A 26,340-nucleotide genomic window follows, 5' to 3' on the forward strand; every position below is an offset into this window, starting at 1 on the left:
GTCTGCGCCGTCACGGTGCGGTTAGGTAAGCGGCGTATGATTCGCAGATTCCTAACTATGGATTAGCAATGGATACCCTTCGCTGCATGCAGGCCTTCGTCGCCGTGGCCGAGCGCGGAAGCTTTGCGGGGGCTGCCGAGCAGCTGCAGGTGTCGGCGGTGATGGTGGGCAAGTACATCCAGCAACTGGAGGTGCACCTGGGCACGGCGTTGCTGCAACGGAACACCCGCCGCCAGCGCTTGACCGAAGCCGGCGGCGCCTACCTGGCCGGATGCCGGCAGGTGTTGGAGCAGGTGCAGCAGGTCGAGGCCGATGTGGCCGGCCTGCAACTTCAGCCGCGCGGCCTGCTGCGGGTCAGCGCGCCCAGTACCTGGGGCAGCTGTGTGCTGGCACCGAAGCTGGCCGGCCTGCTGCGGGCGCAGCCGCAGCTGAACATCGAACTGGACCTGAGTAACCGCCGTATGGACCTGATCGAGGATGGCTACGACGTTGCGATCCGGGTCGGGCCGCTGCCATCGCAGGAGGTGGTGGCGCGCCCGCTGCCACCGTATGCGATGAGCCTGTGCGCGGCGCCGTCGTACCTGCGCCGGCGCGGCACGCCGCGTACGCCTGCGGATCTGGCAGGGCATGACTGCCTGAGCCATCTGGCGTGGCGGGGTGGCCATGGCTGGCAGCTGGCCAACGGCGAACAGGTGGACTGGGAGGCCCGCTTGACCTGCAATGATGGCGTCGCGCTGCGCGAAGCTGCCGTGGCCGGGGCGGGGCTGATACTGCAGCCCACCGCGCTGCTGGCGGGGGAGATCGCGGCAGGGCGGTTGAAGCCGCTGCTGCGCGACTACCTGCCCGAGCCGCGGCCGATGCACCTGATCTACCTGCCTGATCGCAGGCCACGCCCGCGATTGCAGTGCTTCGTCGATTTCGTCATGACCACGTTGGGGCAATGAGCATCCACGCCATGTGTGGATGACGGTAGGTGCCGACCGTTGGTCGGCACACACCGGGATCAATCGTTCGCCGCAGACAACTCCTGCCCCCGTACCTGCGCCGCACGCAGTGCCGTGCCCACCAATGCCTCGAAGCCACCGGCCTGGAAACTCTCGATCGCAGCCTGGGTGGTACCGTTCGGCGAGGTCACACGGCGGCGGAGCTCGGCCGGGCTTTCACCGGCTTCATCGAGCATGCGCGAGGCGCCCAGCAAGGTCTGCACCACCAGCGTGCGTGCGGCCTCGGCCGGCAACCCCTGCGCGATACCCGCCGCTTCCATCGCTTCAGCCAGCAGGAACACGTAGGCCGGCCCGCTGCCGGACACGGCGGTGACCGAATCCATCAGCGATTCGCTGTCGATCCATATCGTACGCCCGGCACTGGCCAGCACCTGTTCGGCCTGCGCGTGCTGCTGCGCATCCACCGACGGCGTGGCGTACAGGCCGGTCACACCGGCGCCGAGCAGGGCAGGGGTATTGGGCATCGCCCGCACCACTGGCAGGTTGCCGCCCAACCAGCGTTCCAGCTGGGCGCTGGTGATGCCGGCGGCGATCGACACCACCAGCGGCCGGTTCGCCTGTGCCAGGCCCAGCAGCGACTGGCAGACCTCGCGCAGTACCTGCGGCTTCACCGCCAGCAGCCAGGTACTGCCCTGTGCGGCGGCGTCGGCGGCGTTGTCATGCACCTGCACGCCGAAGTCGGCGGCCAGCGCGCTGCGCAGTTCGGCCACGGGTTCGGCGACATGGATGTGCGAGGCCGGTACGCCCTGGCGGATCAGGCCGGCGATCAGGCTGCGGGCCATGTTGCCACCGCCGATGAAGGTGATGGAATCAACTGCCATGGAAATCTCCTTGGGGTCAGGCCGGGCGCGGACGGGCGCCGAACAGGGCGGTGCCGATGCGCACCAGGGTGGCACCCTCGGCGATGGCGTCGGTGTAGTCGCTGCTCATCCCCATCGACAGGGTATCGACCTGCGGGTACTGGGCCGACAGCATCTGGAAAAGTGTGCGCATGCGCACGAACGCTTCCCGACGGCGCTCGGCGTCCGGCCACGGCGCAGGAATCGCCATCAACCCGCGCAGGCACAGGCCCGGCTCGGCAACAATCGCAGCAGCCAGCGCCTCCACGTCCTCCGGTGCGCAGCCATGCTTGCTCGATTCATCGTCGATGTTGACCTGGATCAGCACGTTCAGCGGGCCACGAGCGGCCGGGCGATGGCGCGCCAGCGCGGTCACCAGCTTGGGTCGGTCCACGCTCTGCACCCAGTCGAAATGCGCGGCGACCGCATCGGCCTTGTTCGACTGCAGGTGGCCGATCAGGTGCCACTCCAGACCCAGATGCTGCAGCGCCTGCATCTTGGCCAGTGCTTCCTGCACGTAGTTCTCACCGAACGCCTGCTGGCCCTGTGCGGCCAGCGCGGCCACGGCTTCGGCCGGTTGGGTCTTGGATACCGCCAACAGGCGTGGGTCGGGCCTGCCGACGGATGCGGCGGCGGCATGCAGGTTGCTCAGGATCTGGGGCAGGGGAGTGGCCACGTAACGCGTTCCGTTGAATCAGGAGGCTATACTGCCGCCCGGGGAAAGATCCTTCCAGTCGAAGCCGTTATTGGGGAGTAGCCGCTCATGGACATCGCCGAACTGCTGGCGTTTTCCGTAAAGAACAAAGCGTCCGACCTGCACCTGTCCGCAGGCCTGCCGCCGATGATCCGCGTGGACGGTGATGTTCGCCGGATCAACATTCCAGCCCTGGACCACAAGCAGGTCCATGCGCTGGTGTACGACATCATGTCCGACAAGCAGCGCCGCGACTACGAGGAATTCCTCGAAGTGGACTTCTCCTTCGAGATCCCGTCGCTGGCGCGCTTCCGTGTGAATGCGTTCAACCAGAACCGCGGCGCCGGTGCGGTATTCCGTACCATTCCGTCCGAAGTGCTGACCCTGGAAGACCTGGCCTGCCCGCCGCTGTTCCGCGAGGTGATCCAGCAGCCGCAGGGCCTGATCCTGGTGACCGGCCCGACCGGTTCGGGCAAGTCGACCACGCTGGCGGCGATGATCGACTACATCAACAAGAACGAATACGGCCACATCCTCACCGTCGAGGATCCGATCGAATTCGTGCATACCTCGCAGAAATGCCTGATCAACCAGCGCGAAGTGCACCGCGACACGCATGGCTTCAACGAGGCCCTGCGCTCGGCGCTGCGTGAAGACCCGGACATCATCCTGGTCGGCGAGTTGCGTGACCTGGAAACCATCCGCCTGGCACTGACCGCGGCCGAAACCGGCCACCTGGTATTCGGCACCCTGCACACCAGCTCGGCGGCCAAGACCATCGACCGCATCATCGACGTGTTCCCGGCCGGCGAAAAGCCGATGGTGCGCTCGATGCTGTCCGAATCGCTGCGTGCAGTGATCTCGCAGGCGCTGTTGAAGAAGGTCGGCGGCGGTCGAACTGCTGCGTGGGAAATCATGGTCGGCACCCCGGCCATCCGCAACCTGATCCGCGAGGACAAGGTGGCGCAGATGTATTCGGCGATCCAGACCGGCCAGCAGTACGGCATGATGACCCTGGACCAGCATCTGCAGGACCTGGTCAAGCGCAGCCTGATCACCCGCAACCAGGCCCGCGAATACGCCAAGGACAAGCGCCTGTTCGAGTAAGGCGGGGCATCGACGGGACGGTGCGCGCCAGAGCGCCGTCGTTCCCGTGTTGGTTCCTCCACCGACCGTTTTCTGGTACATGCCCCATTGGGAGCCCGCCGTGAACACCACCGCGACCACCATCGATTTCACTTCGTTCCTCAAGCTGATGGCGCACCAGCGCGCCTCGGACCTGTTCATCACCGCCGGCATGCCGCCGGCGATGAAGGTCAACGGCAAGATCTCGCCGATCACGCAGACGCCGCTGACCCCGCAGCAGAGCCGTGACCTGGTCCTCAACGTGATGACCCCGGCGCAGCGCGAGGAGTTCGAGAAGACCCACGAATGCAACTTCGCCATCGGCCTGTCCGGTGTCGGCCGCTTCCGTGTCAGCTGCTTCTACCAGCGCAACCAGGTTGGCATGGTGCTGCGTCGCATCGAGACGCGCATCCCGACCGTGGAAGAGCTGAGCCTGCCGCCGATCATCAAGACGCTGGCGATGACCAAGCGCGGCATCATCCTGTTCGTGGGTGCCACCGGCACCGGCAAGTCGACCTCGCTGGCGGCGATGATCGGCTACCGCAACCACAATTCGACCGGCCACATCATCACCATCGAAGACCCGATCGAATTCGTGCATAAGCACGAGGGCTGCATCATCACCCAGCGTGAAGTCGGCATCGATACCGACAGCTGGGAGGCCGCTCTGAAGAACACCCTGCGCCAGGCGCCGGACGTGATCATGATCGGCGAGGTGCGTACCCGCGAGGGCATGGACCACGCCATCGCCTTCGCCGAAACCGGCCACCTGGTGCTGTGCACGCTGCACGCCAACAACGCCAACCAGGCGATGGACCGCATCGTCAACTTCTTCCCGGAAGACCGCCGCAACCAGCTGCTGATGGACCTGTCGCTGAACCTCAAGGGCGTGGTCGCACAGCAGCTGGTGCCGTCGCCCGATGGCCGCTCGCGCAAGGTGGCCATGGAGATCCTGCTCGGCACGCCGCTTGTGCAGGACTACATCCGCGACGGTGAGATCCACAAGCTGAAGGAAGTGATGAAGGACTCGGTCCAGCTGGGCATGAAGACCTTCGACCAGAGCCTGTTCGAGCTGTACCAGGCCGGCGAGATCAGCTACGAGGACGCGCTGCGCTACGCCGACTCGCAGAACGAGGTGCGCTTGCGCATCAAGCTCAGCCAGGGCGGCGACGCGCGTACCCTGTCGCAGGGGCTGGATGGCGTGGAGATCTCCGAGATCCGGTGACCGCAAGGGCGCCTGTGGGCGCCCTCTACTTCGGGATGACCGCAACGTCGGATGCACGCCGGTGCGAACCTACCTGGGAGGCCTGCATGCGTGCGACTGCGAGAGTGATACTGGGCATCGCCGTGCTGCTTCAGGCTGGCTGTGCGCGTACCCCCGAACCGGCTGCCCCGGCCGAAGGCTGCGACGATCCGCAGGCGCACGCCTGGTATCTGCTGCCACCGCCCGCGCAGAGGCGCAGCAGGGGCCCGCTTCCGTTCGTCGATTTCACCGGGTTTGCGAGGACGTCCTACAGTGACCGGTTGCGGGATCTCGATGGCTTGCCGGAGCCGTCATTCCGCTGTGGCAGCGTACCGGCCCAGGCATATCGTTTCGTCTGGGAACCCGCGTTCTTCCCAGGTGTGGTCATACGCGCGCAGCGCAACGCAACGGGCCAGGCGTGGATCGTCGGGCGCAGTGCACGCGATTTCGAGATTCCCGCATCGCCGTCCGGACGCCCTGCCACCCTCATCAAGGGCGGGACGTGTCCTCCACCTCGCGCGCTGAGTACGCAGGAATGGAGGGCCATCGCTGCCGCGTTTGCGCTGTTGCAGGGCGAAGATTCGAGCGCTGGACTTGATGGCTCATCGTGGATTTTCGAGTCTGTGGTGGACGGCGAGCAGCGCTGGTTCGCGCGATGGGTGCCGCAGGATCCGACGTTCCGCAATGCTGGCAGGATGATGGTGGAGCTGGCGGATGCTCCGACACCCTGCAGGCGATGGAATGACGGGCACCGCTGCAGATTGATGAATTCCAGTCATGACCGACTGCCATCCGGTCGGTTCAATCCTTCGCCATCGCAGGCGTATCGTCAGCGCTCCCCCTCTGGAGCACGACGATGCAGACACGTGAACTCGGCCGCAGTGGCCTGAAGGTTTCCGCCCTGGGCCTGGGCTGCATGGGCCTGAGCCATGGCTACGGCCAGCCGGTCGAGCGCAGCCAGGGCATCGCCCTGTTGCAGGCCGCCGTCGAACGCGGCGTGACCTTCTTCGACACTGCCGAAGTGTACGGGCCGTACACCAACGAAGACCTGCTGGGCGAGGCGCTGGCGCCGTACCGCGACAAACTGGTCATCGCCACCAAGTTCGGCTTCAAGGATGCGCGCGTCGATACCGGCCTGGACAGCCGCCCGGAAAACATCCGCGCAGTGGCCGAGGCCAGTCTCAAGCGCCTGCGCACCGACCATATCGACCTGTTCTACCAGCATCGTGTGGACCCGAACGTGCCGATCGAGGATGTGGCCGGCACCGTGCGCGACCTGATCGCCGAGGGCAAGGTCGGCCACTTCGGCCTGTCCGAGGCCAGCGCCGCGACGGTACGCCGCGCGCATGCGGTGCAGCCGGTCACCGCCGTGCAGAGCGAGTACTCGCTGTGGTGGCGTGAGCCGGAGCACGAACTGCTGCCCACCCTGCAGGAACTGGGCATCGGCTTTGTGCCGTTCAGTCCGCTGGGTCGTGGCTTCCTGACCGGCGCGATCAATGCCGACACCACTTTCGACGCCAACGATTTCCGCAACACCGTGCCGCGCTTCGAAGTTGAAGCACGTCGTGCCAACCAGGCGCTGGTGGATCGCATCAGCACGATTGCCGCAGCCCGTGGCGCGACCCCGGCCCAGGTAGCACTGGCCTGGCTGCTGGCGCAGGCACCGTGGATCGTACCGATTCCGGGCACCACCAAGCTTCATCGCCTGGAAGAAAACCTGGGGGCGGCCGCGCTGCAACTGGCGCCGGAAGAACGGCAGCGCATCGCGCAGGCGCTGGAGGAAGTGTCGATCGTCGGAGAGCGCTACAACGCGCAGCGTGCGGCGCAGGCCAAGGGTTGACCGGCTGAGCTACCGGTGGTGGGCGTGGACCGTTGGTGGGTGCGGACCGTTGGTCCGCACTCCTCAGCCCGCCATTGGCCCGCGCAGCGCATCAAGCACGGTGCGCATCGCCACGGTGACGTGGCGGCGCGACGGGTAATACGCGTAGTAGCCATCGAAGTGCGGGCACCAGTCGTCCAGCACCGACTGCAGGCGACCCTCGTCCAGCATCGGCTGCACCTGGTCTTCCGGCAACCAGGCCAGGCCGCTGCCGGCCAGCGCGGCGGCACGGGTCATGCCCATGCTGTTGAAGATCCACTGACCGCTCACGCGAACGCTCAGTTCGTTGCCGTCCTGGCCGAAATCCCACGGCATCAGCCCGCCATGGGTGGGCAGGCGCAGGGTCACGCAGTTGTGTGCGGCCAGGTCATCCGGGTGCCGAGGCACCACATGCTGGCGGAAGTAGCTGGGTGCGCCGACCACGCGCATGCGCAGCGGCGGGCTGATCGGCACGGCGATCATGTCGCGCGCCAGCCGTTCGCCGAGGCGGATGCCGATGTCGTAGCGCTCGGCGACGATGTCGGCCAGCCCGTAGTCGGCGGCCAGTTCCACCTTCAGGTCCGGGTACCGTTGCAGCAGCGGTGCCAGTCGCGGCCAGGCGATGTACTCGGCGGCATGGCCGGTGGCGTTGATGCGGATGGTGCCGGCCGGGCGTTCGCGGTATTCGGCCAGCGCGGCCAGTCCGTCCTCGATCTCGGCCAGGCGCGGGGCGAGCGTCTCGAGCAGGCGGGCGCCGGCCTCGGTGGTGGACACGCTGCGGGTGGTGCGGGTCAGCAGCGGAACCCCCAGGCGATGTTCCAGGCCACGCATGGCATGGCTGAGCGCGGACTGGGACACGCCCAACTGGGCGGCGGCCTTGGTGAAGCTGCCCTCGCGGGCGACATGGACGAAGGCCTGCAGGTCGTTGAGATTTTCGCGGGGCATGCTGGAATGATACGGCGCCGCAACGGGCCGCGGCGGCGGACGTCCGGGATGCCGATGATGTCGATCCCCGGCCTCCCGGTTCGTCGTACCTGTACATCCATCGCAAGGAGCTTCCGCATGAGCACTGAATCGCCCAAGGGTCCGGCCTCGTACTTCCCGTCCATCGAGAAGACCTACGGCCACCCCGTGGCACACTGGTTCGGCCTGCTGGCAGCAAACAAGGGGCTCAAGCACATGGAGCTGGTCAGTTTCCTGAAGCGCGAGCACGGATTGGGCCACGGCCACGCCAATGCACTGGTGGCGCACCATCTGGCCGGCAAGGGCTGAGTCGTCAACGCCGCGCTGAACGGCCCAGCACCTGCCCCGGCACACCGCGCACGGTGTGGGGCAGACTGGGCCTTCATCCCGAGGCAGGACAGCCACATGCAGGTCACGCTGGAAGCGATCACCGTCAACAACTACGAAGCTGTGTGCGACCTCGAGGTCAGCGAGGCGCAGCAGGACTATGTGGCCGGCAACACCTGGTCGCTGGTGCAGGCTGCGTTCCATCCCGAATACCAGACCCGTGCAGTCCACGCCGACGGGAACCTCGTGGGGTTCTTCATGTGGGTGCCGGAGACACCGCAGCGCATCTCGATCTGGCGTTTCATGGTCGATCAACGCTGGCAGGGGCGGGGGATCGGCCGTCGCGCACTGGAACGGGCGCTGGCGCAGATCCGCAGTACCCCCGGGCTGGCCGAGATCGAGATCTGCTACAACCCCCGCAATCCGGTGGCCGGAGGCTTCTACAGCAGCTTCGGCTTCGTCGAGACCGGCATGGATGACGACGGCGAGGACATGCTGGCCGTGCTGCCCGTGTCCTCGACGAAATAACCTGAATGGGCTGGGATGGCTGAACGATTTCATCTGCAACTGTCATGCAGATCGTGTCTAATACCGCTCCCCACCCGCTGTTCCCCACCCGCATGTCCCTTCCTTCCCATGGCCCCGCGCCGTGCGACGACGCTGACGGCCACCTGGTCACCGCCGGTCCGTTGACCCCGCCGCCGGACAGCGCCGGCACCACTGCCGATCAGAAAGCGCTGCGCCATTCGATCGCCGAGGACGTGCAGGGCATGGTGCTGGCCACCATGGTGGCCTCGCTGGGCCTGGCCATCTTCGCCAAGAGCGGGCTGATGATCGGTGGCATGGCCGGCATGGCCTTCCTCCTGCATTACACCATGGGTTGGAACTTCGGCCTGGTGTTCGTGCTGGTCAACCTGCCGTTCTACTGGGTGGCGCTGCGGCGCATGGGCTGGGAATTCACCCTGAAGACCTTCGCTGCGGTCACGGCCTGTGGCGTGCTGACCGACCTGCTGCCGCGCTGGGTCGACTTCTCGCACATCCATCCGCTGTATTCGGCGATCGTCGGCGGTGCGCTGTCCGGCCTGGGCATCCTGTTCTTCATCCGTCACCGGGCCAGCCTCGGCGGCATCGGTATCCTGGCGGTGTACCTGCAGCGCACCCGCGGCTGGAGTGCGGGCAAGGTGCAGATGTCCTATGACGCCTGCCTGATGGTGGCCGCGTTCTTCGTACTGTCACCGTCGAAGGTGCTGTATTCGGCCATCGGCGCGGTGGTGCTCAGCCTGGTGCTGATGTTCAACCACCGCCCGGGCCGCTACATGGGCGTGTGATCGCGCGTTCCGCGTTCGCCGGGCATCGCCCGGCGCTACCGGAACCAACGCGTGGTCGCGCCGGGGACCCCGCCCGGCGGATGTCCATCAGCGGGCGGAGGCCTGCAACCACGGTGGCGACAGCGTCAGCAGCCGCGCGTGTACTGGGCAGTCCGCGGCGTGCGCACCGGGCAGGTAGCCCAGGCTCATCAGGAACTCGCCGGTGATCTCGCCGCCGGTGAAGCGGAATGTCTTCTTGAACAGCTTCACCCAATCAGCCTTGTCGCGCGGGTGATGCGCATCCAACCAGCCGGCGAAGCTGCCGTGGCTGGCGCGCAGCTGCTGGATCACCTGCGCGTTGTGGATCGCCGCCAGCACCTTCAGCCGGTTGCGGATGATCCCTGGGTCCGACAGCAGCCGTTCGATGTCCTGCTCGGCGTAGCCGGCCACGCGGTCCACGTCGAAACCGTCATAGGCCGCGCGGAAGCCCTCGCGCTTCTTCAGGATGGTCTCCCAGCTCAGGCCGGCCTGGTTGATTTCCAGCAGCAGCCGCTCGAACAGTTCGCGCTCCTCGCGCTGCGGGAAGCCGTACTCGTTGGCGTGGTAAAAGTCGTGCACCGGGTGACCGGGCGCGATGAGGCAGTAACCGGACACGTCGAACTCCTGCGGTACGGGCGGCCATTATGCGCGCCGTGACCGCCGGGTGGAGGCGCCCGGCGCAGCCAGCCGTTAGAATGGCAGCCATGTCTGTAACGCCGACCTCCCTTGCCGATCACCTGCTCGTCGCGCTGCCGTCGCTGCTCGATGCGACCTTTGCCCGCAGCGTGGCGCTGATCTGCCAGCACGACGAGAGCGGGGCGATGGGCGTGCTGGTCAACCAACCGTCCGAATACACGCTGGGCGAAGTGCTCGCGCAGATGGACATCAGCACCGGTGACGGCGCCCTGCAGGCGCGCATGGTGCTCAACGGTGGCCCGGTGCATCCCGAACGCGGCTTCGTCATCCACGACGATGCACGGGCGTGGGATTCCAGCCTGACCGTGGGCGATGGCCTGTACCTGACCACCTCGCGCGACATCCTCGAAGCGATGGCGCGCGGCGAAGGCCCGGCCAACGCTGTGGTCACCCTGGGCTGCGCGGGCTGGGGTGCGGGCCAACTGGAAAGCGAACTGTCCGAGAACAGCTGGCTGACCGTACCGGCCGATGCCGAGCTGGTGTTCCAGCTGCCGCTCGAGCAACGCTGGCAGGGCGCAGCCTCGCGTATCGGCGTGGACCTGTTCCGGCTGACGGACTACAGCGGCCATGTCTGAGCCGGCCGTGATCCGCCGCGATGGCACCGTGCTTGGCTTCGACGTCGGTTCGCGGCGGATCGGTGTGGCCATCGGCAGCGCCTTCGCCGCGCATGCGCGAGCGGTGGCGGTGGTCGACGTGCACGGCAATGGTCCCGACTGGACCGCCGTCGAGCGCCTGATCAAGGAATGGAAGCCGGACGGCCTGGTGGTTGGCGATCCGCTGACCCTGGACGGCCAGGACCAGCCCAACCGCAAGCGCGCGCAGGGCTTCGCCCGCCAGCTGCGGGAACGCTTCAAGCTGCCGGTGGTGATGATCGACGAGCGTTCCAGCTCGGTCGAGGCCGCCCGCCGCTTCGCCGTCGAGCGCGCCGAAGGGCGCAAGCGCCGCCGTGATGCGGCCGCCCTCGATGCCGTGGCCGCGGCGGTGATCATCGACCGCTGGCTGTCGTCGCCGGACGACGCCACCCCCATTCCCTGACTGCACGACTCCCGTCATGACCGCCCAGCAAATCGATGCCTCCGGCCGCCTGCGCCACCTGCTGACCCTTGAGGGCCTGCCGCGCGAAACCCTGCTGCAGCTGCTCGATCGGGCAGGGCAGATCCGCGATGCCGCCGTTGGCCGCGTCGGCAACAAGCGCCACGTGCTGGCTGGTTCGGCGGTGTGCACGCTGTTCTTCGAACCGTCCACGCGCACCCGCAGTTCATTCCAGCTGGCCGCGCAGCGCCTGGGCGCCGACGTGCTGAATTTCGATGCCTCGACCTCGTCCACGCGCAAGGGTGAAACCGCCTGCGACACGCTGCGCAACCTGGAAGCGATGGGCGTGCGCGGCTTCGTGGTGCGCCATCCCGACGATGGTGCCGTGGCTGCCCTGGCCGCTGCCGCCGGTGAAGGCACAGCGCTGATCAACGCCGGTGACGGCCGCAGCGCGCACCCGACCCAGGGCCTGCTGGACATGCTGACCCTGCGCCAGGCCAAGGGGCCGGACTTTTCGAAGATGAAGGTGGTGATCGTCGGCGACGTGAAGCACTCGCGCGTGGCCCGCACCGACCTGCATGCGCTGCGCACGCTGGGCGTGGGCGAGATCCGCGTGTGCGGCCCGCAGTCGTTGCTGCCGGACGACGAAACCCTCAAGGGGTGCGTGGTCGGCGATGATTTCGACGCGATGCTGGAAGGCGTGGATGCGCTGATGATGCTGCGCCTGCAGCGCGAGCGCATGGAGGAAGGCCTGGTGCCGTCGCTGGAGCAGTACCACGCGCAGTACGGCCTGACCAACGAACGCCTGGCCCGCGCCGGCAAGGATGCAGCGGTGCTGCACCCAGGCCCGATCAACCGCGGTGTGGAAGTCACCGACGACGTGGCCGATGGCCCGCAGTCGTGGGTGCTGCGCCAGGTCGCCAACGGTGTCGCCGTGCGCATGGCCGTACTGGAAACCCTGCTGGGCTGATCTGCCGCATCACCATGGTGGGTGCCAACCTTGGTTGGTACTGCTGTTGTGGTGGGTGCCAACCTTGGTTGGCACTGCTGTTGTGGTGGGTGCCAACCTTGGTTGGCACTGGCCTACCCGGACGAAGGTGATTTCCCGATGTTCAGCGAACATGCGTCCGCACATGCTCGTCTGCATGAACAGCGCCCGCCTTCTGCTAGGCCGTCACTCCACTATCGGCCAGTGCTACATCCTCACGACGAACGTGCATGGCCGGGCGGCGCTGTTCGCCAACGACGCCGTTGCGGATACCGCCGTGCAGGAGTTCCGGCGTCTGGATCTGGAAGGTCTGACCCATTCGATTGCCTACGTGGTCATGCCGGATCACGTCCACTGGTTGATGCAGCTGCGCGCGGCATCGCTCGACGTTGTCATGAAGCGCTTCAAGTCGCGTACGGCCGTGCACGCAAACAGGGTACTGGGCAGGGTGGGGCGCTTCTGGCAGTCCTGCTATCACGATCATGCAATCCGCTCTGATGAATCGCTGTTCCGGCACGCGATGTATGTGATGGCCAATCCGATCAGGGCTGGGCTGGCAACGCAGCTTGGCGAGTACCCGCATGCGTGGTGTCAGTGGGAACCCGGAGGTTCTGCCAAGGCGGAGTTCATGGGGGCGGACAGATAGTGCCAACCAAGGTTGGCACCCACCGAAACCAGGATCCAACCAAGGTTGGCACCCACCGAAACCAGGATCCAACCAAGGTTGGCACCCACCGAAACCAGGATCCAACCAAGGTTGGCACCCACCGAAATCAGGATCCAACCAGGGTTGGCACCCACCGAAATCAGGATCCAACCAAGGTTGGCACCCACCGGAACCAGGATCCAACCAAGGTTGGCACCCACCGAAATCAGGATCCAACCAGGGTTGGCACCCACCGGAACCAGGATCCAACCCTGGTGGGCAGCTACGGGAAACGGTGACTCAGCGCTTCTGCGCGAACAACCAATCCCACATCGCCGGGTCGGCGTAGGTGGCATCCCAGGCGTTGTGGTTGCCTTCCGGGTACTCGGTGTAGCGCACATCGTGGGCACCGGCGCTCAGGAACGCGGCATGCAGTCTGCGGTCATCCTCCGGTGGCACCACATCGTCCAGCGCGCCGTGGAAGATCCAGATCGGCGTGTGCTGCAGGCGCTTGGCAATCACGGCGTACGGGTCCGCTTCATGGGTGACCTGTTCGACGAACAGGGTCGGCCGCTTCGCGCGCGGGGCCAGGATGGCACCGCAGACCGGCACGATCGCGGCAAAGCGCTGCGGATCGTCCAACGCGATGTTCCAGCTGCCGTAGCCGCCCATCGACATGCCGGTCAGGTACTGGCGTGTTGGGTCGGCGTCGAACTCGGCAACGGTCGCGTCAAGCGCGGCGATCGCCACACGGTTGTTGCGGCCGCTCCATTCCGAATGCCGCGGCGCCTGCGGGAACACGACCAGGGCAGGGAAGTCCGGATGCTCGCGCAGATAGGGACCTAGTCCCGAAAACGTCTGCTTGGTGCCATCACCGCCACGCTCGCCCGAACCATGCAGGAACAGGATGACCGGGGCCTTGGCAGTAGCGAGGCCTGGCTTTGCGAGGTTGCCGGCCTGCAGCCCGGCAGGAATGAACACCTGGTAGTAGGCGGTCTCTCCGTCCACCTTCACGGCGCGGCCTTCGAAGTGCCCGCGCGCGCTGTCCGGGAGCGAGGCACAGCCGGTCATCATCAGAACGGCCAGCAGCGGCAGCCAACGCGGGATCGAACGGGCCATGGTGTTTCCCGAAGCAGCGAGGTCGCCTGCATCGTAGTCCGTCGGCGGTCAACGCGGCATCATGCGCCGCGTCACTGCGGGCGCGGGAAGCTGGCGATGATGTCCAGCTGCTCCTGGGCTTCGGCATTGCCCTCGGCGGCAGCGGCCTGCACCTGGGCCAGGTCCGGATGCAGCACCACCAGCAGCGGGTTCTCGCAGACCGGGCAGTCATACTCGGTGGCGTCTTCGTCCAGCTCCATCACCATGGCGCGCGAGCTGCCTTTCCATTCGCACGCCGGGCAGGTGTGCTGCTGGTCGCGCCAGTCGGGCTGGAAGTAGTTGTCGATCGTGGTTGCCATGGGGTGTTCCAGTGGGGATGGGGCCAGAGCCCGCGTGGCGGGGATCCGGCCCTTGATACGGTCAGTGCAGCAGCACCAGGGTGGCCAGGCCAAGGAAGGTGAAGAAGCCCATTGAATCGGTCACTGCGGTCAGGAAGATGCCGCTGGCCAGGGCCGGATCGAAGCCGAAGCGTTTCAGGGTCAGTGGCACCAACACACCAGCAAGCGCGGCGAACAGCAGGTTGCAGGTCAGCGCGATGGCGATCACCGCCGACAGCCCGGGCGAGTGGAACCAGGCCAGCACGATCAGGCCCAGCACCGAGCCCAGCAACAGGCCGTTGAGTGCGGCCACCCGCACTTCCTTCCACAGCAGCGTGCGCGCGTTGGAGGCGCCCACCTGGCCAAGGGCCAGGCCCCGCACCATCAGCGCCAGCACCTGGGTACCGGCGTTGCCGCCCAGGCCGGCGACGATCGGCATCAGCACGGCCAGCGCCACCAGCTTGTCGATCGTACCCTCGAAGTGGCCGACCACGCTGGAGGCCAGGAACGCCGTGCACAGGTTCACCGACAGCCACATCAGGCGGCGGCGCATCGCGCGCCAGACCGGGCTGAACAGGTCTTCGTCCTCGTCCAGGCCGGCGGCGCCCAGCGCCTGGTGCTCGGCCTGGCCACGGATGATGTCGACTACGTCATCGATGGTGATGCGGCCGACCAGGATGTTGTTCTCGTCCACCACCGGCGCCGAGATCCAGTCATGGTCGGAGAACTGGCGGGCCACTTCCTGGTCACCCTCACCGACGTCGATCGCCGGTTGCTCGTCGTCGATCAAGCGGTTGATCGGCGTGGTGTCCTCATGGGTCACCAGTGCCGCAAGCGACACCCGGCCCAGGTACTGATGGCGGCGGCTGACCACGAACAGGTGGTCGGTGTGGTCGGGCAGTTCGCCGCGCAGACGCAGGTAACGCAGCACCACGTCGACGTTGACGTCGGCGCGCACGGTCACCACGTCCGGGTTCATCAAGCGGCCGGCACTGTCCTCGGGATAGGACAGCACCTGTTCCAGGCGCTCGCGGTTCTCGCGGTCCATCGACTTGAGGACTTCGTCGATGACCGTGTCCGGCAGGTCTTCGACCAGGTCGGCCAGATCGTCGATGTCCAGGTCTTCGACCGCGGCGATGATCTCGTCCGGGTCCATGTCCGCGAGCAGGCTCTCGCGCACGTCTTCACCGACGTGGACCAGCACCTCGCCGTCATCTTCCGGGTCGACCAGGCCCCACACCACCTCGCGCTTGCCCGGCGGCAGCGATTCGAGCAGGTTGCCGATCTCGGCCGGGGCCAGGGTGTTGACCAGCCGACGCACCGGCCCCAGCCGGCCGCTGTCCAGTGCATCGGACAGCATCCGCAGTTGGCGTGCAGTCTTGTCGTGGCGTACAGCTTCAGCCATCGCAGCTCCCGCGGGGATAAGAAAAGCCGCGATCCCGGCAAGGATGCGGCAACTGGGGTGTTCAGCGCGTCATTATCGCAAGGGGATGTTTCAACGCATAGCCGCCGGGTGATGGTAGTGCCGGCCGCTGGCCGGCAACCTCATGGACCTTCGCTGGGTCGGGTGCAGTTGCCGGCCAGCGGCCGGCACTACCGTCGGCGCGTCAGGGCGTATCGGCCACCAGCGCCAGCCAGCGCTCGATACCCCGCCGATCGCGTGCGGCCAGCAGCTTCGGCGCGCGCGCACGCAGCGTGGCCAGGTCGGCTTCACGGATCGCGCGGCGCACCTCCAGCAGGGTGCCGGGGTGCAGGCTGAACTCGTTCAAGCCCAGCGCCAGCAGCAGCGGTGTCATCCGGGCATCGCCCGCCATCTCGCCGCACACCGCTACCGGGATGCGGTGGCGCGCACCGGTCTCGATCACCATCTGCAACAGCCTCAACACGGCTGGGTGCAGCGGCGAGTACAGCTCGCCGAGTGCTTCGTTGTTGCGATCGGCGGCCAGCAGGTACTGCACCAGGTCGTTGGTGCCGATCGACAGGAAGTCGACCAGATCGATGAAGCTTTCCAGTGCCAATGCTGCGGCCGGTACCTCGATCATCGCGCCCAGTGGCACGTGCTCGGAGACCATGTGGCCTTCCTCGCGCAGCTGTTCGGTCAGCTTGAGCATGCGCCGGCGCACCGCCAGCAGCTCCTCGCGGGTACTGATCATCGGCACCAGTACGCGCAGCTTGCCGTAGGCGGAGGCGCGCAGGATCGCGCGCAGCTGGGTGTCAGCCACCTTCGGCCACGCCAGTGACAGGCGCACGCCGCGCAGGCCCAGTGCCGGGTTCTCTTCGTTGCTCAAGGTCAGGCCGGTACGATCGGCCTTGTCCGCGCCCAGATCGAGGGTGCGGATGGTGACCGGGCGTCCGCTCATGCCCAGCGCGGCATCGCGGTAGGTCTGGAACTGTTCTTCTTCGTCCGGCAGTTCGTTGCGCTGCAGGAACAGGAATTCGGTGCGGTACAGGCCCAGCCCCTGCGCACCCAGCGCATGCGCCTGGGTGACGTCTTCCAGCGATTCGGCATTGGCCAGCAGGGCGATGTCGACCTGGTCGCGGGTACGGCTGGGCTTGCTGCGCAGGCGGCTGAGTTCGCGCTGCTCGCGCGCGTGTTCCTTCAGCCGAGCGCGGTAGTCACGCAGGTTGTCGGCCTGCGGGTTGGCGGTGATGCTGCCATCGGCGCCATCGATGATCAGCACATCGCCATCGGCGATGCGGCTGAGCAGCTGCGGCACGTTGACGATCAGCGGCAGGTGCAGGCTGCGCGCGAGGATGGCGCTGTGCGACAGCGCGCTGCCGGCGGCGGTGACGATGCCGACCACGCCCTGGGACTGCAGCTGCGCCAGTTCGGAGGGGGCGATGTTGTCGCAGACCAGGATCTCGCCGGCCAGGCCTTTTACTGCCGGTGGGCGTTCGGGCTGCAGGAAGGCGTGGATGCGGCCGATCACATGGTCGAGGTCGTCCATGCGGCTCTTCAGATAGGCATCGTCCATGCCATCGAAGACCTTGGCCAGGCGATCGCGCTGCAGGCGCAGCGCGTAACCGGCGCTGTACGGGCCGCTGCGGATCAGTTCGTCCAGCCCATACAACAGCTCGGGGTCGTCCAGCAGCAGGGCGTGCAGGTCGAGGAACTCGCCCACTTCCTGGTTCAGTGCACCATGCAGGCGCTGACGCAGCTCATGCATTTCCGTGCGTGCGGCGTCCACCGCACGGTGCAGGCGGGCCAGTTCGGCGTCGACCTGGCTGGGGCTGACACGCTGCTCGGCCACTTCCAGTGCATGCGGCAGGCGCACGCGGGCCCGCCCCATCGCCGCGCCGCGCGCGGCACCATGCCCAGCCAGCAGCTGGACCGGCCGTTGGCCGGAACTGACCTGGCCGGCGCGTGCACGTGGCACGCTCAGCTGTCCTCGTCGAAGCGGCGTTCGAACAGATCGACCACCGCCTCCATCGCGACGGCTTCGTCCTCGCCGTTGATGCGCACGGTGACCGGGGTGCCCTGGCCAGCGGCCAGCAGCATCACGCCCATGATGCTCTTGGCGTTGATCTCACGGCCCTTGGCGGCCATGGTCACGTTGCAGCGGAACGGCGCCAGGGTCTGCACCAGCTTGGCGGTGGCCCGGGCATGCAGGCCCAGGCGGTTGCTGACGGTGAGTTCTCGTTCAAGCATCGTCGACTATCGCTCCATTACGGGTACCCGCCGCGGCTGTGGCGGGCAGTTGATCCAGTCCCTGTTCCGGATAATTCATCACCCGCAGCAACATCGGCAGGCTCAGCGCCGACACCCGGCGAACCGGGGTCCCCAGCCGGGCCAGCTGCCCGGCAAGGTTGGCGGGGCTGGCGCCGTACAGGTCGGTCAGGATCAGCACGCCTTCACCGCCGTCGACCCGCCGCAGGGCGGCCGAGGCGAGCGGGAGCAGGGCGTCCAGGTCTGCGTCGAACGGTACTTCGAAAGCTTCGGTCTTGCGCGGCAATTGCCGCAGGAGCCGGGTCGCCACGTCAAGCAGGGCAGCCCCGACCCCAGGATGTGTTACGAGGAGAATGCCACAGGTCATTACTGCACGTTAACAGGTCAAGGTGAATTGGCGATAGCAGCAGGAGAGGGGCACTGTGTCCCGTATTCATGTATTCCGTCCAGTAGATCCACGCCATGCGTGGAAGGACCCCGAGCGCAGGGTCCAAACGCCCGGGAGCAGCTCCGGCAGGCGATCAACGTCGGCCGCATGGTGGGGGTGGACTGGTGTACGGCTGCGGGCGCTTGTGCCGCCCTCTGGGCGGTCTCCACGCATGGCGTGGATCTACGCTCATCGTTCCGTCTTCGCTTGACGTTCAATCCTGTTCGCGATGATAGGTCGCCACGTCTTCCCAGCCCATCTCGCGGGCATGGCGGGCCATGCGCTCGGCCAGGAACACCGAACGATGCTTGCCGCCGGTGCAGCCGAAGGCCACCGTCACGTAGCTGCGGGTGCCATCGCCCAGTTTCGGCAACCAGGTATCGAGAAAATCCATCAGCTGGGTCAGGTAACGCTGCACGTCCGGCTGCGCTTCCAGGTAGTCGCGGACGCCGGGCTCGCGGCCGCTGAGCGCGCGCAGGTCCGGGTCCCAGTGCGGGTTGGGCAGCACGCGGGCGTCGAACACGAAGTCCGCTTCGGCCGGCACGCCACGCTTGTAGGCGAACGATTCAAACAACAGCGACAGGCCGGTGGCATGGTCCAACGCGAACTCGGTGATGATCCGCCGCCGCAACTGGTGCACGTTCAGGTTGCTGGTATCGATCACCGCGTCGGCCTCGAGGCGCAGCGGCGCTGTCAGTTCGCGCTCGCGGGCGATCGCCTCGGGCAGCGACAGGCCCAGCTGGCTGAGCGGATGGCGTCGACGGGTGTCGGCATAACGCTTGAGCACGGTTTCGTTGCTGGCCTCGAAGAACAGCACCTTCACTTCCACGCCGGCATCGGTGGCCAGCTGTCGCCAGTCGCCCAACTGGCTCAGGTCGGCTTGGCCACGCACGTCGATGCCCACCGCCAGCCGGCGCGGTGCGCTGCCGTCGTGGTTGGCCAACAGACTGCGTACGAAATCGGGCAGCAGATGGATCGGCAGGTTGTCCGAGCAGTAGTAGTCCTGATCCTCGAAGGTCTTCAGGGCGACGGATTTACCCGAGCCGGACAGGCCGCTGACGATGATCAGGGTCGGGGCGGTGGGAATTGCGGTGCTCATGGACAGGCTCTTCGAAGGGCAGGGGAATCAGGGTGTTCGCCGTTCCAGCAGGTTGCTGTGGCGGGCGATGAACATCGCCGCCGGGTCGATGCCCTTGGTGCGCAGGATGTGCAGGCGGGTGGCCGCCTCGGTCAGCACGGCCAGGTTGCGGCCGGGCATCACCGGCAGGGTGATCAGCGGAACGTCCAGGTCCAGCACGTGACGGGTGCCCGAATCGCCGGTCAGGCGCTCGTAGCCATGCGGCGTGGGCTCGGTCATCGGCTTGGTCAGGTGCACGATCAGCCGAAGGTACTTGTTCTTCTTTACAGCCGTGTCGCCGAACATCTCGCGCACGTTCAGCACGCCCAGGCCGCGCACCTCCAGCAGGTCCTGCAGCAGTTCCGGGCAGGTGCCATCGAGCACGTCCGGGGCGATCTGGGTGAATTCGGGGGCATCGTCGGCGACCAGACGGTGGCCGCGGCTGAGCAGCTCCAGCGCCAGTTCGCTCTTGCCCGACCCGGCCTCGCCGGTGATCAGCACGCCGATCGAGTAGATCTCCATGAACACACCATGCAGGATCACCCGCGGCGCCAGCGTGCGCGCCAGGTGGTAGGACAGGTGGTTGAGCAGTTCGTGGCCGCGCTTGGGCGACAGCCACAGCGGCGTGCCGGATTCATCGGCCGCCGCGCGCAGGTCTTCCGGACAGGGCTGGTTGCGGGTCAGCACCAGCGCAAGTGGATGCGACTGCATGATCTTTTCGATGGTCTCCCAGCGTTGGCGCGGTTCCAGCGCGTCGAGCCAGGACAGCTCCTCGGTCCCGAGGATCTGCACCTTGTTGGGGTAGATCGCGTTGAGGTAGCCGGCCAGCGAGGGGCGCCGCGAGACCGTGTTGCCGGCTTCGAGTTCACGCTTCTCGCCGGATTTGCCTGCGGCCCAGCGCAGCCCCAGCCGCTCGCGCTGCTGTTCGAACAGTTCACGGGCGGTGATGCTGGTATTCATGCGGCACTCGCAGGTGGGGTCATGTCCAGCGCTTCGCGCAGTGCCTGTGCATCGCCGGCTTCGCGCAGCGCCTGGCGGATGTCCGGCGCGGAAAACAGCTCGGCCAGCTCGGACAGCAGCATCAGGTGCTGGTGGGTGTAATGGGCAGGGACGGCCATCGCAAATACCAGGTCGACCGGTTCGTCGCCACCGAAGTCGACCGGGGCGGCCAGCCGCAGCAGGGCGCCACGGGGGCGGTCCAACGTCGGCGCGCGGCCGTGGGGAATGGCAATGCCGTGGCCGATCGCGGTGCTGCCCAGGGCTTCGCGCTGGCACAGGTTCAGATAGATCTGTTCGGCATTGGCCTGGCGGCAGGCCAGCAACCCGGCGGCGGCCTGCAGGACGCTGTCGCGGTCGGTGGCCGTGCAGAGCTGGGTCTGCACGGCCGCCAGGAGGTCAGTCAGGGGCATGTCTGCGGGGAACGGTGGCGATCAGCCACCATTGTCGCCCACCGGCAGCGGTGCGTGCTGCTGTTTTTTCTCCTTGTGCTTGATGACCAGGCGGTCAAGCTTGTCCGCAAGCAGGTCGATCGCGGCATACATGGTCTGGGCGTTGGCCTCGGCGTGCAGGGTCTGGCCCGGGATGTTGAGGCTGGCGTCGACGTGGTGTTCGGTCTTCTGCAGCTTGAGGGTCACCCGCGCTTCGCAGTGCTGGTCGAAGTGTTTGCCGATCCGGGCCAGCTTCTCCTCTACATAGGACTGCAGGGCCGGGGTGACTTCGACATCTTTGCCAAACGTTTCGATGCGCATCGGGTTTCTCCTGTATTCGGATGTGCCAATGAACCTCTCCGCCGGGCGCGGCGGCGCGTCAAGCGATTCTGACCCTTTCGTGCGAGGCGGAGATGTTCATGGCTTCACGATACTTCGCCACGGTGCGTCGCGCCACTGGAATTCCCGACGATTTGAGCAGGTCAGCCAGCTTGGCGTCAGAAAGCGGCTTGCGCGGGTTCTCGTCGTCGATCAGGCGCCGGATCATCGCCTGGATGGCCGTGCTGGAGGCCTCGCCGCCGCCCTCGGTGTCGATGCCCGAAGCGAAGAAGGCCCGCAGCGGCAGGGTGCCGCGCGGCGTACGTACGTGCTTGCGGGCGATCGCACGCGACACGGTGGATTCGTGCAGGCCCAACTCTGCAGCGATCTCGCGCAGGGTCAGTGGGCGCAGCGCCTGCTCGCCGAACTCGAGGAAGCCGGACTGCTGCAGGATCAGGCTGCGCACCACCCGCAGCAGGGTTTCTCCACGCTGCTGCAGGCCCTTGAGCAGCCAGCGTGCTTCCTGCAACTGGGCGCGCAGGTAGCTGGCATCGGCTTCGCCGCAGCGGCGGATCAACTGTTCATAGCCGCGGTGGATGACCACTTTCGGACCGGCATGGCCGGCCAGCGCCGCGCGCCAGATGCCGTTCTGCCGCCACACCACCACGTCGGGTACCACGTAGGTGTCCTGCGAAAGCGGCGCGATCTGCGTGCCTGGACGCGGGTCCAGGGAGCGCAGCAGGGTGACTGCGGTCTCGACCTCGTCCAGGGGCTGTTTCAGCTCGTGGGCCAGCCCGGCCACGCCACTGCGCGGCAGCCGTTCCAGCGGGCCTGCGGCAATCTGTCGCGCGAGCGCCAGCCCCGGTGTGTCGTCGCCCAGCACGTCCAACTGCAGCTGCAGGCATTCGCCGAGCGTGCGCGCAGCCACCCCCACCGGGTCGAAGCGCTGGATGCGGTGCAGCACGGCGAGGATCTCATCCTCATCGGCATGGACTGCCGGCAGCAGGGTTTCGGCGATGGTGGTCAGCGGTTCGCGCAGGTAGCCGTCGTCGTCCAGCGCATCGATCAGCGCGGCACCGATGCCGCGGTCACGCAGGGAAAGGTGAGACAGGTGCAGCTGCCACAGCAGGTGATCGACCAGCGTTTCGGTTTCAGCCACGCGCTCGGCCGCGCTGCCGGTTTCCTCGTCGTCATCGAAGCTGCCGCCGCTGCCGGCAGCGCTCCAGTCCAGCTCGGCCGGTGCCCAGTCGTCGCCGTTGTCGGCGCGTTCGGTGGGGGCCTCACCGTCATTGCTGTCACCGCCTTCGTTGGCGGTGCTGCCATCGTTGCTGTCGGCCCAGTCCAGCAGCGGGTTGCTCTCCACTGCCTGGGCGATCTCCAGCTCCAGCTCGGTGGTGGACATCTGCAGCAGCTTGATCGCCTGCTGCAACTGGGGCGTGAGCACCAGCTGCTGTCCCAACGATGTCTGCAGCCGAGTCTTCATGCCTGTGCCGAACGGAAGGAAAGGGCCCCGGCGCCTGCCGTCACAGCTTGAAGGAATCCCCAAGGTAGACGCGACGTACGTCGGCGTTGTCCAGGATCGCCTCCGGCGAGCCTTGGGCGAGCACGGTGCCCTCGGCGAGGATATACGCGCGGTCGCAGATTCCCAAGGTCTCGCGCACGTTATGGTCGGTGATCAGTACGCCGATGCCACGCTGCTTGAGATGAGTGACGATGCGCTGGATTTCACCGACCGAGATCGGGTCGACGCCGGCGAATGGTTCGTCGAGCAGGATCAGGCGCGGTTGCGCGGCCAGCGCCCGGGCGATCTCGCAACGGCGGCGTTCGCCGCCGGACAGGCTGGCGCCGAGCTGGTCGGCTACGTGGCCCAGCTGCAGTTCGTCGAGCAGGCTGTTCAATTCGCGCTCGCGGCCGGCCGCGTCCAGGTCTTCGCGCAGTTCCAGCACCAGGCGCAGGTTGTCGGCCACGGTCAGCTTGCGGAACACCGACGGTTCCTGCGGCAGGTAGCCCACACCCTGCTTGGCACGGGTGTACATCGGGTCGCTGGTGATGTCCTTGCCATCGAGCACGATGCTGCCGGCATCGGCATCAACCAGGCCGACGATCATGTAGAAGCAGGTGGTCTTGCCGGCGCCGTTGGGGCCGAGCAGGCCGACCACTTCACCGGCATCGAGGGTCAGCCCGAAGTCCTTGACGACTTCGCGCTGCTTGTATTTCTTGCGCAGGCCCTTGGCGACGAGCATTACTTCTTGCTCCCGGCCGGCTTGGCCGGCGTGCTGGCCGGGGCTGCCTTCGGCGCTGCCGCCGACGGCTGCGCGGCAGGATTCTTGTTCTTCGGCGGGATGACGGTGCGCACGCGGCTGCCATCGCCACCGGAGTTCATTTCACCGCTGCGGGTGTTGTAGACCATGCGCTGGCCGGCGTTGGTACCGCGCGCGCTGGTGACCTTGTAGTTGCCGGTCAGGGTGATGATCTCGGTCTTGATGTCGTAGTCGATGCGATCGGCCACTGCGTCCATCCAGGTGCCGTCGTCGAGCTGCTGCTTCATCGTGGCCTGCTTGCCGGTGAACACCGCGCGTACCGCTTCACCATCCTTGAGGTAGATCTCGGCTTCGGACGAACGGATGTCCAGCGAGCCCTGGGTGACGGTCACGCCCTGCGAGAGCACAGTCTTGCCGTCGCCCGTCAACACGCCCGACTGGGCGCCGGACTCGATGTTCATGTTCTCGTTGCGGTCGGTGGACTTGGCGAAGGCGGCGCTGGGAACAAGAAGAGCGAACGCGAGTACGGCTGCAAAGGGAATCTTCATCGGGGTCCGTTCTACCGGTAGGGCCTCCCGGTAGACCGGGGGCGGGTGGGTGGGCTGCCGGCCTTGCGCCTGTCCGGGGACGTCGCAGGCAGGCGGCGGAATCAGCGTCGGGGCGTGTAACGGCCCTTGGACTGGCTGAGGAAATGATACGTGTTGTTCTTCGAATCCACCTCGAAGCCGACGCCGGACTGTTCCATGCCCGGGCGGGTCATGGTCACCAGCGCATCGGTGCGGGCACGGTTCTCCTTCGGGAACACGTCTAGGTGGTCGGTGCGGAAGGTGGTCGGCACCACGCCCGGATCGGCGGGGCTGTCGCCAGCGACGCTGCCGCGCAGCTTCATTTCATCGCCCTTGGCGCTGAGCCAGCCGGTTTCGGCGCGCAGGGTCCAGTGCTTGCCATCCTTGTCCGGCATCTCGAACAGCGGGGTGGCGATGTTGATGGTCTGGTCGCCGCGCTGGCGCTCCAGCAGCGGCGCACGCAGAGTGGTCGATTCCTTGCCGTGCTCATCCAGCGCGACGATCTGGAAGTCGTGCAGGATGTAGTCCACGCCGATCTCCTGGCCGCCGCTGGCCGGGCCCTTGTCGCGGTTCCGCAGTGCGGCCCAGCTGCTGAGCAGGGCCGCCAACAGCAGGCCGATGCCGAGTACGGTGCGCCAGTTGAGCGTTGGCAGGTTCATGCGCCGAACCTCGCCAGTACGGCGTCCACATGGCCCTGGGCGGCCAGCAGGATGTCGCACAGCTCACGCGCCGCGCCGCGCCCGCCGTCGGCGCGGGTCTGCCAGTGCACGCGCTCGGCGATCCACGGGTGGGCGTTGGCCGGGGCTACCGCCAGCCCGACCGCACCCAGCGGTGCCAGGTCCGGCAGGTCATCGCCCATGAACGCCACCTGGTCCAGGCCGATGCCGTGCTGCGCGCACAGCGCCTGCACGCTGGCCAGCTTGTCGCCCACGGCGATCTGGGTATCGATGCCGAGGTCGGCGCCGCGCCTCAGCGCGGACTGGCTGTTGCGCGCGGTGATCAGCACGGGGTGGATGCCGTGCTGCTGCAGCAGTTTCAGGCCCAGGCCGTCCTGCACGAAGTACGCCTTGCTCTCGTTGCCGTCCTTGTCGTAGTACAGCTGACCGTCGGTGAGGGTGCCGTCCACGTCGAAGCAGGCCAGGCGGATGCGGGCCGCGGCGGCATGCAGGTGGGCGGGGAAGGCGGGCAGGGGGGACCAGGGCATCAGGGCAGCAGGCTCGGTAGGGTCGGGTAGGGCGTTACAGACTGAATGGGGTCTACGGACTGTCGGTTAAACCACCCGGGCCCGCAACAGGTCATGAATGTTCAGGGCGCCGACGGCGCGCCCCTGGCCATCGACCACGATCAGGCCGTTGATTTTCTGGGTTTCCATCTGCCGGGCAGCCTCCACCGCCAGCTGGTCGGCGCCGATGGTGCGCGGGTTGCGGGTCATCACATCGGCGATCTTCGCCGTTCGAACGTCCAACGCACTGTCCAGCGCACGGCGCAGGTCGCCATCGGTGAACAGGCCGATCAGCACGCCATCGGCGTCAACCACGGCGGTCATGCCCAGCCGCTTGCGGCTCATTTCCACCAGTGCCTCGCTGAGGCTGGCCCCGGCCGGGACCTTGGGCAGGTCCTCGCCGGTGTGCATGACGTCGGTGATGTGCAGCAGCAGGCGGCGGCCGAGGCTGCCGGCCGGGTGCGAGCGGGCGAAATCATCGGCGGTGAAGCCGCGGGCATCGAGCAGGGCCACGGCCAGCGCATCGCCCATCGCCAGCGAGGCGGTGGTGCTGGAGGTCGGCGCCAGCGCCAGCGGGCAGGCCTCGGCCGGTACGCTGACGTCCAGGTGGACGTCAGCGGCGATGGCCAGGCTCGACTGCGGGCGGCCGGTCATGGAAATCAGCAGGTTGCCCTGGCGCTTGAGCACGGGCAGCAGCATCAGCACCTCGTCGGACTCGCCCGAATAGGACAGGGCCAGCACCACGTCATCCTCGGTGATCATGCCCAGGTCGCCGTGGCCGGCCTCACCCGGATGCACGTAGAACGCCGGCGTGCCGGTCGAGGCCAGGGTGGCGGCGATCTTGCGGGCGATGTGGCCGGACTTGCCCATGCCGGTGGCGACCACCCGGCCGCGGCTGGCCAGGATCGCCTGGCAGGCCTGCTGGAAGGCCTCGCCCAGTCGGGAGGCGACCGCATCCAGGGCCTGCTGTTCGATCTCGAAGACGCGGCGGCCACTGGCGACCAGGCTGGCTGGATCAACGGAACGGGGGGGCAGGAGGGACTCGGCCATGCGGACGCCACGCAGCGGAAGTAGAATGAGCGCTCATTTTATTAGGAAA

The 26,340-nt window shown here is 66.9% G+C and carries 31 protein-coding genes; 11 read left to right on the plus strand and 20 right to left on the minus strand.

Features of this window, described 5'->3' with window-relative positions:
* Positions 1-68 precede the first annotated feature (68 nt).
* The gene (locus tag ABH900_RS10625) at positions 69-944 is read left to right on the plus strand and encodes a LysR family transcriptional regulator (protein ID WP_429622807.1); all 876 of its coding nucleotides are present in this window, start codon (positions 69-71) and stop codon (positions 942-944) included.
* 59 nt (positions 945-1,003) lie between these two features.
* On the opposite strand, the gene proC is transcribed toward ABH900_RS10625, so the two are convergent.
* Entirely contained in the window at positions 1,004-1,825 is an 822-nt protein-coding gene (gene proC, locus ABH900_RS10630; protein WP_429622809.1) for a pyrroline-5-carboxylate reductase, read from the minus strand.
* 16 nt (positions 1,826-1,841) lie between these two features.
* On the minus strand, positions 1,842-2,519 hold the full coding sequence (locus ABH900_RS10635) for a YggS family pyridoxal phosphate-dependent enzyme (RefSeq protein ID WP_429622811.1): 678 nt from the start codon (positions 2,517-2,519) through the stop codon (positions 1,842-1,844).
* Between the two features lie 87 nt (positions 2,520-2,606).
* On the opposite strand from ABH900_RS10635, the gene ABH900_RS10640 reads away from it, so the two are divergent.
* The 3 genes from ABH900_RS10640 (at position 2,607) to ABH900_RS10650 (ending at position 6,745) form a co-directional block, all read left to right on the plus strand.
* A complete protein-coding gene (locus tag ABH900_RS10640; protein ID WP_004147099.1) occupies positions 2,607-3,644 on the plus strand; it encodes a type IV pilus twitching motility protein PilT in 1,038 nt (345 codons plus the stop codon).
* Positions 3,645-3,723: 79 nt separating this feature from the next.
* On the plus strand, positions 3,724-4,887 hold the full coding sequence (locus tag ABH900_RS10645; protein ID WP_135272581.1) for a PilT/PilU family type 4a pilus ATPase: 1,164 nt from the start codon (positions 3,724-3,726) through the stop codon (positions 4,885-4,887).
* Positions 4,888-5,761: 874 nt separating this feature from the next.
* Entirely contained in the window at positions 5,762-6,745 is a 984-nt protein-coding gene (locus tag ABH900_RS10650; RefSeq protein WP_429622812.1) for an aldo/keto reductase, read from the plus strand.
* A gap of 63 nt (positions 6,746-6,808) precedes the next feature.
* Here the strand turns inward: ABH900_RS10650 and ABH900_RS10655 are convergent, their stop codons facing one another.
* Entirely contained in the window at positions 6,809-7,708 is a 900-nt protein-coding gene (locus ABH900_RS10655; RefSeq protein WP_429622813.1) for a LysR family transcriptional regulator, read from the minus strand.
* A 117-nt stretch (positions 7,709-7,825) separates the two neighbouring features.
* Between ABH900_RS10655 and ABH900_RS10660 the strand changes: the two genes are divergently transcribed.
* The 3 genes from ABH900_RS10660 to ABH900_RS10670 all read left to right on the plus strand — a co-directional run bounded on the left by ABH900_RS10660 (position 7,826) and on the right by ABH900_RS10670 (position 9,381).
* Complete coding sequence (locus tag ABH900_RS10660; protein ID WP_429622814.1) at positions 7,826-8,035, plus strand: DUF4287 domain-containing protein; 210 nt, start codon at positions 7,826-7,828, stop codon at positions 8,033-8,035.
* A 96-nt stretch (positions 8,036-8,131) separates the two neighbouring features.
* Positions 8,132-8,581 (plus strand): GNAT family N-acetyltransferase, encoded by a 450-nt coding sequence (locus ABH900_RS10665; RefSeq protein WP_429622815.1) that lies wholly within the window; start codon positions 8,132-8,134, stop codon positions 8,579-8,581.
* Positions 8,582-8,673: 92 nt separating this feature from the next.
* The gene (locus ABH900_RS10670; RefSeq protein WP_429622896.1) at positions 8,674-9,381 is read left to right on the plus strand and encodes a YitT family protein; all 708 of its coding nucleotides are present in this window, start codon (positions 8,674-8,676) and stop codon (positions 9,379-9,381) included.
* Positions 9,382-9,468: 87 nt separating this feature from the next.
* Here ABH900_RS10670 and ABH900_RS10675 read toward each other — a convergent pair whose 3' ends face one another.
* On the minus strand, positions 9,469-10,014 hold the full coding sequence (locus ABH900_RS10675; RefSeq protein ID WP_429622816.1) for a DNA-3-methyladenine glycosylase I: 546 nt from the start codon (positions 10,012-10,014) through the stop codon (positions 9,469-9,471).
* An 89-nt stretch (positions 10,015-10,103) separates the two neighbouring features.
* On the opposite strand from ABH900_RS10675, the gene ABH900_RS10680 reads away from it, so the two are divergent.
* The 4 genes from ABH900_RS10680 to ABH900_RS10695 all read left to right on the plus strand — a co-directional run bounded on the left by ABH900_RS10680 (position 10,104) and on the right by ABH900_RS10695 (position 12,761).
* Positions 10,104-10,670 (plus strand): YqgE/AlgH family protein, encoded by a 567-nt coding sequence (locus ABH900_RS10680; RefSeq protein ID WP_429622817.1) that lies wholly within the window; start codon positions 10,104-10,106, stop codon positions 10,668-10,670.
* Complete coding sequence (gene ruvX, locus ABH900_RS10685; protein ID WP_429622818.1) at positions 10,663-11,130, plus strand: Holliday junction resolvase RuvX; 468 nt, start codon at positions 10,663-10,665, stop codon at positions 11,128-11,130. Before ABH900_RS10680 ends, ruvX begins: the two co-directional genes overlap by 8 nt.
* A gap of 16 nt (positions 11,131-11,146) precedes the next feature.
* Positions 11,147-12,097, plus strand: a complete 951-nt coding sequence (locus tag ABH900_RS10690) for an aspartate carbamoyltransferase catalytic subunit (protein WP_429622819.1) — start codon at positions 11,147-11,149, stop codon at positions 12,095-12,097.
* 175 nt (positions 12,098-12,272) lie between these two features.
* Complete coding sequence (locus tag ABH900_RS10695; RefSeq protein WP_429622820.1) at positions 12,273-12,761, plus strand: REP-associated tyrosine transposase; 489 nt, start codon at positions 12,273-12,275, stop codon at positions 12,759-12,761.
* Between the two features lie 300 nt (positions 12,762-13,061).
* Here the strand turns inward: ABH900_RS10695 and ABH900_RS10700 are convergent, their stop codons facing one another.
* The 16 genes from ABH900_RS10700 to ABH900_RS10775 all read right to left on the minus strand — a co-directional run bounded on the left by ABH900_RS10700 (position 13,062) and on the right by ABH900_RS10775 (position 26,291).
* Positions 13,062-13,880: a prolyl oligopeptidase family serine peptidase gene (locus ABH900_RS10700; RefSeq protein WP_429622821.1), complete on the minus strand. Its 819-nt coding sequence runs from the start codon at positions 13,878-13,880 to the stop codon at positions 13,062-13,064.
* Positions 13,881-13,951: 71 nt separating this feature from the next.
* Entirely contained in the window at positions 13,952-14,218 is a 267-nt protein-coding gene (locus tag ABH900_RS10705; RefSeq protein WP_429622822.1) for a hypothetical protein, read from the minus strand.
* 61 nt (positions 14,219-14,279) lie between these two features.
* A complete protein-coding gene (gene mgtE, locus ABH900_RS10710) occupies positions 14,280-15,641 on the minus strand; it encodes a magnesium transporter (RefSeq protein WP_429622823.1) in 1,362 nt (453 codons plus the stop codon).
* Between the two features lie 202 nt (positions 15,642-15,843).
* Entirely contained in the window at positions 15,844-17,613 is a 1,770-nt protein-coding gene (ptsP, locus tag ABH900_RS10715) for a phosphoenolpyruvate--protein phosphotransferase (protein WP_429622824.1), read from the minus strand.
* A gap of 2 nt (positions 17,614-17,615) precedes the next feature.
* On the minus strand, positions 17,616-17,885 hold the full coding sequence (locus ABH900_RS10720; RefSeq protein ID WP_429622825.1) for an HPr family phosphocarrier protein: 270 nt from the start codon (positions 17,883-17,885) through the stop codon (positions 17,616-17,618).
* Complete coding sequence (locus ABH900_RS10725; protein ID WP_429622826.1) at positions 17,878-18,270, minus strand: PTS sugar transporter subunit IIA; 393 nt, start codon at positions 18,268-18,270, stop codon at positions 17,878-17,880. The genes ABH900_RS10720 and ABH900_RS10725 overlap by 8 nt, the downstream gene beginning before the upstream one ends.
* Positions 18,271-18,544: 274 nt before the next feature.
* A complete protein-coding gene (rapZ, locus tag ABH900_RS10730) occupies positions 18,545-19,429 on the minus strand; it encodes an RNase adapter RapZ (RefSeq protein WP_429622827.1) in 885 nt (294 codons plus the stop codon).
* Between the two features lie 27 nt (positions 19,430-19,456).
* Complete coding sequence (hprK, locus tag ABH900_RS10735) at positions 19,457-20,407, minus strand: HPr(Ser) kinase/phosphatase (protein ID WP_004147299.1); 951 nt, start codon at positions 20,405-20,407, stop codon at positions 19,457-19,459.
* On the minus strand, positions 20,404-20,856 hold the full coding sequence (locus ABH900_RS10740) for a PTS sugar transporter subunit IIA (RefSeq protein ID WP_429622828.1): 453 nt from the start codon (positions 20,854-20,856) through the stop codon (positions 20,404-20,406). The genes hprK and ABH900_RS10740 overlap by 4 nt, the downstream gene beginning before the upstream one ends.
* Before the next feature lie 21 nt (positions 20,857-20,877).
* The gene (hpf, locus tag ABH900_RS10745; RefSeq protein ID WP_004147311.1) at positions 20,878-21,195 is read right to left on the minus strand and encodes a ribosome hibernation-promoting factor, HPF/YfiA family; all 318 of its coding nucleotides are present in this window, start codon (positions 21,193-21,195) and stop codon (positions 20,878-20,880) included.
* A 58-nt stretch (positions 21,196-21,253) separates the two neighbouring features.
* Entirely contained in the window at positions 21,254-22,675 is a 1,422-nt protein-coding gene (locus ABH900_RS10750; RefSeq protein ID WP_429622829.1) for an RNA polymerase factor sigma-54, read from the minus strand.
* Between the two features lie 40 nt (positions 22,676-22,715).
* Positions 22,716-23,435, minus strand: coding sequence for an LPS export ABC transporter ATP-binding protein (gene lptB / locus ABH900_RS10755; protein ID WP_429622830.1), 720 nt, complete (start codon positions 23,433-23,435; stop codon positions 22,716-22,718).
* Positions 23,435-24,001 (minus strand): lipopolysaccharide transport periplasmic protein LptA, encoded by a 567-nt coding sequence (gene lptA, locus ABH900_RS10760; protein WP_429622831.1) that lies wholly within the window; start codon positions 23,999-24,001, stop codon positions 23,435-23,437. Before lptA ends, lptB begins: the two co-directional genes overlap by 1 nt.
* Positions 24,002-24,102: 101 nt before the next feature.
* Positions 24,103-24,678 (minus strand): LPS export ABC transporter periplasmic protein LptC, encoded by a 576-nt coding sequence (gene lptC, locus ABH900_RS10765; protein WP_429622833.1) that lies wholly within the window; start codon positions 24,676-24,678, stop codon positions 24,103-24,105.
* Positions 24,675-25,223 carry a KdsC family phosphatase gene (locus ABH900_RS10770; protein ID WP_429622834.1) on the minus strand — a complete coding sequence of 183 codons (549 nt, stop codon included), beginning with the start codon at positions 25,221-25,223 and terminating at the stop codon, positions 24,675-24,677. Before ABH900_RS10770 ends, lptC begins: the two co-directional genes overlap by 4 nt.
* A 66-nt stretch (positions 25,224-25,289) precedes the next feature.
* Positions 25,290-26,291, minus strand: a complete 1,002-nt coding sequence (locus tag ABH900_RS10775) for a KpsF/GutQ family sugar-phosphate isomerase (protein WP_429622835.1) — start codon at positions 26,289-26,291, stop codon at positions 25,290-25,292.
* Between the last annotated feature and the right edge of the window lie 49 nt (positions 26,292-26,340).

This window comes from Stenotrophomonas sp. AN71, assembly GCF_050435725.1.
In the GTDB taxonomy this organism is placed as follows: Bacteria; Pseudomonadota; Gammaproteobacteria; order Xanthomonadales; family Xanthomonadaceae; genus Stenotrophomonas.

Excerpts from the sequence above, each read along its gene's own strand:
- rapZ (WP_429622827.1), bottom strand. The coding sequence starts at position 19,429 with ATGAGCACCGCAATTCCCACCGCCCCGACCCTGATCATCGTCAGCGGC.
- lptC (WP_429622833.1), bottom strand. The coding sequence starts at position 24,678 with ATGAACCTGCCAACGCTCAACTGGCGCACCGTACTCGGCATCGGCCTG.
- ABH900_RS10770 (WP_429622834.1), bottom strand. The coding sequence starts at position 25,223 with ATGCCCTGGTCCCCCCTGCCCGCCTTCCCCGCCCACCTGCATGCCGCC.
- ABH900_RS10655 (WP_429622813.1), bottom strand. The coding sequence starts at position 7,708 with ATGCCCCGCGAAAATCTCAACGACCTGCAGGCCTTCGTCCATGTCGCC.
- ABH900_RS10680 (WP_429622817.1), top strand. The coding sequence starts at position 10,104 with ATGTCTGTAACGCCGACCTCCCTTGCCGATCACCTGCTCGTCGCGCTG.
- ABH900_RS10665 (WP_429622815.1), top strand. The coding sequence starts at position 8,132 with ATGCAGGTCACGCTGGAAGCGATCACCGTCAACAACTACGAAGCTGTG.
- ABH900_RS10645 (WP_135272581.1), top strand. The coding sequence starts at position 3,724 with ATGCCCCATTGGGAGCCCGCCGTGAACACCACCGCGACCACCATCGAT.
- ruvX (WP_429622818.1), top strand. The coding sequence starts at position 10,663 with ATGTCTGAGCCGGCCGTGATCCGCCGCGATGGCACCGTGCTTGGCTTC.
- ABH900_RS10690 (WP_429622819.1), top strand. The coding sequence starts at position 11,147 with ATGACCGCCCAGCAAATCGATGCCTCCGGCCGCCTGCGCCACCTGCTG.
- ABH900_RS10670 (WP_429622896.1), top strand. The coding sequence starts at position 8,674 with ATGTCCCTTCCTTCCCATGGCCCCGCGCCGTGCGACGACGCTGACGGC.
- lptA (WP_429622831.1), bottom strand. The coding sequence starts at position 24,001 with ATGAAGATTCCCTTTGCAGCCGTACTCGCGTTCGCTCTTCTTGTTCCC.
- mgtE (WP_429622823.1), bottom strand. The coding sequence starts at position 15,641 with ATGGCTGAAGCTGTACGCCACGACAAGACTGCACGCCAACTGCGGATG.
- ABH900_RS10740 (WP_429622828.1), bottom strand. The coding sequence starts at position 20,856 with ATGCCCCTGACTGACCTCCTGGCGGCCGTGCAGACCCAGCTCTGCACG.
- ABH900_RS10720 (WP_429622825.1), bottom strand. The coding sequence starts at position 17,885 with ATGCTTGAACGAGAACTCACCGTCAGCAACCGCCTGGGCCTGCATGCC.
- lptB (WP_429622830.1), bottom strand. The coding sequence starts at position 23,435 with ATGCTCGTCGCCAAGGGCCTGCGCAAGAAATACAAGCAGCGCGAAGTC.
- proC (WP_429622809.1), bottom strand. The coding sequence starts at position 1,825 with ATGGCAGTTGATTCCATCACCTTCATCGGCGGTGGCAACATGGCCCGC.
- ABH900_RS10625 (WP_429622807.1), top strand. The coding sequence starts at position 69 with ATGGATACCCTTCGCTGCATGCAGGCCTTCGTCGCCGTGGCCGAGCGC.
- ABH900_RS10705 (WP_429622822.1), bottom strand. The coding sequence starts at position 14,218 with ATGGCAACCACGATCGACAACTACTTCCAGCCCGACTGGCGCGACCAG.
- ABH900_RS10640 (WP_004147099.1), top strand. The coding sequence starts at position 2,607 with ATGGACATCGCCGAACTGCTGGCGTTTTCCGTAAAGAACAAAGCGTCC.
- ABH900_RS10660 (WP_429622814.1), top strand. The coding sequence starts at position 7,826 with ATGAGCACTGAATCGCCCAAGGGTCCGGCCTCGTACTTCCCGTCCATC.
- ABH900_RS10775 (WP_429622835.1), bottom strand. The coding sequence starts at position 26,291 with ATGGCCGAGTCCCTCCTGCCCCCCCGTTCCGTTGATCCAGCCAGCCTG.
- ABH900_RS10700 (WP_429622821.1), bottom strand. The coding sequence starts at position 13,880 with ATGGCCCGTTCGATCCCGCGTTGGCTGCCGCTGCTGGCCGTTCTGATG.
- ABH900_RS10750 (WP_429622829.1), bottom strand. The coding sequence starts at position 22,675 with ATGAAGACTCGGCTGCAGACATCGTTGGGACAGCAGCTGGTGCTCACG.
- ABH900_RS10725 (WP_429622826.1), bottom strand. The coding sequence starts at position 18,270 with ATGACCTGTGGCATTCTCCTCGTAACACATCCTGGGGTCGGGGCTGCC.
- hprK (WP_004147299.1), bottom strand. The coding sequence starts at position 20,407 with ATGAATACCAGCATCACCGCCCGTGAACTGTTCGAACAGCAGCGCGAG.
- ABH900_RS10695 (WP_429622820.1), top strand. The coding sequence starts at position 12,273 with ATGAACAGCGCCCGCCTTCTGCTAGGCCGTCACTCCACTATCGGCCAG.
- hpf (WP_004147311.1), bottom strand. The coding sequence starts at position 21,195 with ATGCGCATCGAAACGTTTGGCAAAGATGTCGAAGTCACCCCGGCCCTG.
- ABH900_RS10650 (WP_429622812.1), top strand. The coding sequence starts at position 5,762 with ATGCAGACACGTGAACTCGGCCGCAGTGGCCTGAAGGTTTCCGCCCTG.